Genomic DNA, 4,241 nt, shown 5'->3' with positions numbered 1-4,241 from the left:
TTCACCTGCAAGAGCTATTTTTGAAGTCCAAAGTGGACAATTATCGGGGATTGAAAGACGAAAAACGCTAAGAGATGCGTCAAGATCAGACTTCTTAGTCTGTTGTTCTTCAAAAATCAGGGCTTTTTTGCGTAAATTAAACGCTGTTACAGTTTTCAGCATAAACAAGTCAGTTATTTAGACTTGTTAAATCGCTGTATCCACTTCATAATACGCCTATACATGTGGATTCAGCTACTAACAAGTCTGTTGATGAAGCCAAAAAGAAGCCTTGCGTCGTCGAAAACTGGGGCTTTTTTTTGGTCGGTACTTTTTCTAATTCAAGAAAATGTATCTAATTGCTCTCAATTTGAAGCTACTTTACAACTAATGCAAGATTTTTTTTCTCATTCGTTGAAAATTCGCAAAAATAAATCTGTTACCACCTCAAAACCTGTAATTTGTTCAAAATTAAGACACTTTTTTTTTAAGGACAGCATTGCAAATGCAATGCTCCGCAAAAAAAATGGGTCAAAATGGGCTTGGTGAATCATAATCTCGACTGCGTTGACGCTCTTGCTCTCTCTGTAGCTCTTTACGTTGATCAAGCACGTCTAAAGCTTTGATGACACTTGTTGGATTAATTGAGCTAATTTCTGCTGAAACTGCTCTACTGAACTCATTCTCTCGGTGATTTGTTCTGCTAGTGGTTTCAATTGACTGTTGATCTCCAATTCGACTGCTTGCGGAATAATCTTCGATACCTGATTTTTGACTTGATTGTCGATCTGCAAGTTCTGCACTAAATCGTTTAAACGTGTCTGCAACTGTACTTTCAAGTTCTGTTGTACATCTTGTGAAAAAGTTGCTGAGATAGTTTGCTCTGACAGTTCTTGCACGAACTTCTGATATTTCTGCACTATCTTCACTGCTTCGTTGTGCATGCTGTTTAAAGTTTGCGTGTATTGTTTCAATTCGTTGATGGTCGCTGACTGTGCTTGTATAAGCTGTAGAGCTTCTTCTTGTGCTTGCTGTTGTTGCTTCAACTGAAGCTGTTGATCTTCGATAATCTTCAATAATTGTGCTTCTAAGCTCATTTAACGTATCTCTCTCACTATTGCTAGGGGTCTTGTTCCACTGTCCAGTGCGTAATTCATGTCTTGATATTTCGGGTCTAACTCTACGCACAGTTTCCCTCCGCACGTTGTTGTTATCATGCTCCCCCCCTGACTTTTCAGATAATCGACTTTGTTCTGCATCGCTTGTATATCGTTGTATTTGCTCTTGCTGACGTATCCCAGACAAATACTGCTGATAAGCGTTATACATGCCAGTGAAATCAAGGCTATATTCGATGTAATAAGGGTTTTCTTTAATTTGGCTGCTTGGGCTGTTTCTTGGCTCAAGCCGTTCAACTGCTGCAAGTTCGCTTGTAGCTGTTTGATCTGCTGTTGTTGTTCTTGCAATAGGGCTGTCATGCCTTGTTGCTGCTGCTTCTTGGCTTGAGCTGTAGTCTGGTCGATCTGCTGCAATATCTCGTTCGTTGCTTCGCTCTGTTTCTGCTGTATATCCGTTTTGGTGCTGTCGATACTGCTGCTCAAGCTCTGTGCTTCGCTTTGCACTGTATTCCGCATATCTTTGAATATCTGACTGATTTCGCTGTTCAGCTTCTCGTCTATATCGTTCTGATGCTGCGATAGTAAGTTGTTGGCTCGTTTCTGTAAGTCTAAAATCTTGCTCATAGATTGCACCTGTAAGCCTTATCGGGCGGGCTTTTTCGTCATCATTCGGATTTTTAATGGATAGGCTTTTCTTGGTTTCTCTGGTGACTTCAAGACCAAGATCCAATAGCCATTTTTTCATGCTCTGCCGATCTGTAATTAGCCCACTTTCAACGGCTCTCGTTGCTTCAATATCAAGCGTTTCCTTGATCTCATTAACAGTTTTAGGCAAGTTTTTTGCCGTTGTAACGGCTTGGCGATAGAGGGGGTCATCTGCATCATGCAGCTGATACTCATAGTTTGTAATCTTCTTAAACAGATCAATACGAGGACGATCAGCTTTATCATAATAAGGCTGTAAACGTTTTCCTGTAAGGATTTCAACATTAGGGATTAGGAAGTTAAGCTCTAATCTTCGCTCCCCAGTTTCTTCGTTTAATTTGTCTTGATGCTCAATCCACAAGACACGGTACTGGCTCTGATCCATGCCAGGGAATAAGGCTTGCTCAAAATCCTGCATGATTTTTTGTTTATCCTGATCAGATAAATCATGCTCATAAAAACTTAGGCATCCGGATGTATATTTCTTTGCATAAGGTGACGTATCAATTAATCCTGATACTTCGGAAACATCGCCCTGTAGGACTTTTGCATAATCTCGATCACGGTCTTTACCAAGTAAATAATCCAGTGGACCTTTGCTCAAACCATTGCCGTATCTAAAGAACTGAACAATCATTTTTTCAATTCCTTTAAGGTCTGATCAATCCCTATTAACAGGTGCAAAAGCCTTGCAGCATCAAGGGGACGACTGCTTGCAATATCGGTATTTATTGCCTTTGCAATCTGATTGATGTTGCCCCCAATTCGAGATAGCTCAAGTAAAAATTCACGATCTAATTTGGTGTAGTGATGTTCCTGATTCTTTTTTTTGACGTTGCCTTGCTTTGCATCAATTTGGGCAAGCGAAGTATCTCTTAGATATTTCGCAATATTTAGGATATTGGCATCTTTGATTTTCTGTACTTCAGCATCAGAAAATCGGACTTTATAAACTTTATTACGTTTGGTCTCTGTCATGCTTTTGCCTTTGCTTTTGGAGGGTTTCGGGAGGTCTCCTCCTGAACAAGGTCATAGAAGCCTGCAACGAAGTGGAGGGGTCTCTATGTATCCTTGCGTTAAATCACAATAGCATCTTGTTTTGTGTTAAACAATCATTCATCAAGAATGTTGTTTACACGAAACAAAGGCTATCTGTGATTATTGCTGAATCAGACTAAATTAGATCGTGAGTTATTTGAGGGGGGGAAAAGCAAAAGTAGAAATTTCTGTTTGCAAGTAGAATTGTTTGAGTGTTTTGTTTTAGAAAAAGAAGATTTAAAGACTGTAACTCGCTTCGCTCGCATACAAAATGTGAATTACTTCGTAATTCTTTTACCGAGAGCACACTACACTGATAGCTATTTGCACAAAATAGGGGGTTAAATACATGATATTTAATAGTTTTTTTAGTTGGTTTTTGAACTGTTTTTTTAGTTGGTTTTTCTTCACTAATAGCATTGTAGACAGCACGAATTGATAAACCTGTTATTTCGGCTATATCTTTTGCTTTCTTGCCCTGTTTAGCTAGTTTACGAGCTTGTTGGCGTTGTTTTGCGTACTTATAGCCTTTTGCTTTACCGCCTTTTTTACCGCACTTGGACGCTATCTTACTGATCTCTGATTTTGTATATTTCTGATGTTCACCAAACGAGCCGTAACAAAAGCTCACTATGCTATGGCAAATCGTAGCAACTTCACTAATTTCAAGAGCTGGACTGCATTTCGTTTGATTTAGTTCTTGAGCAAAATCATTAATGCAATTCTCAAACTGTTGACGTGTCCAATTCTTCGAGTGCTTGTTATAGAGTGAGTAAGCACGTACACGCACAGTATTGAATAAGAAGTCATTACGTTCACCGCTTCCAACAGTTGCACGATCTGACGCTTGTTTCAGGGCTTTATCTGTTTGCTTCGACTGTAGTCGCTCAATGAATGTTGTGCTTTTGACTTCTAGTTCTGAAATTCGAGCAAGTTCATACATCTCATAGCTTGTTGAACGCATCCCTACAACGTCCCATTGCTCACAGAATGGATTTTTAGCGAAAAAGTTATGATAAGCATCATCACCGCCAAATATAGCGTTTAGATGCCGTTTAAGAGCCTTGTAGAGTGAATGTGCTTTTGCGCTGTAGTTGCCTTTTTTGTTGCTTGTATCAATACAGACCCAATTTTTAAGACAGTAAACAAGCTGAACATGCTTATTTGCTCGATTTTTAATAATTAGATTAGGAATTGGAGCATTTAAAGTGCTGTAAATGATTGCTTCAATCGTGTCTGCAACGGGTTGATCTATATCAATGATTAGAGTGCCAGTTTTAAAGTCTGTTGCTGTTTTTAAGTATGCGAAATTAGAAAAATTAGCCTCATCTTTGTGAAACCAAGTCGGTTTTTCACCTGCAAGAGCTATTTTTGAAGTCCAAAGTGGACAATTATCGGGGA

Annotated in this window: 3 protein-coding genes; all 3 read right to left on the bottom strand. The window is 39.2% G+C overall.

Going from position 1 to position 4,241, the window contains the following annotated elements; translation table 11 throughout:
* Nucleotides 1-510 precede the first annotated feature (510 nt).
* On the bottom strand, nt 511-2,439 hold the full coding sequence (locus C8322_RS14345; RefSeq protein ID WP_146747340.1) for a relaxase/mobilization nuclease domain-containing protein: 1,929 nt from the start codon (nt 2,437-2,439) through the stop codon (nt 511-513).
* Complete coding sequence (gene mobC, locus C8322_RS14110) at nt 2,436-2,780, bottom strand: plasmid mobilization relaxosome protein MobC (protein WP_111810824.1); 345 nt, start codon at nt 2,778-2,780, stop codon at nt 2,436-2,438. Before mobC ends, C8322_RS14345 begins: the two co-directional genes overlap by 4 nt.
* Before the next feature lie 196 nt (nt 2,781-2,976).
* The coding region (locus C8322_RS14105) for a replication initiation protein (protein WP_146747339.1) at nt 2,977-4,241 on the bottom strand (1,265 nt) is incomplete at its 5' end.

Origin of the sequence: Acinetobacter sp. SM1B (assembly GCF_003289665.1) — a bacterium.
GTDB classification, from domain to species: domain Bacteria; phylum Pseudomonadota; class Gammaproteobacteria; order Pseudomonadales; family Moraxellaceae; genus Acinetobacter; species Acinetobacter schindleri.
This window is presented reverse-complemented; position numbering and strand designations above follow the sequence as displayed.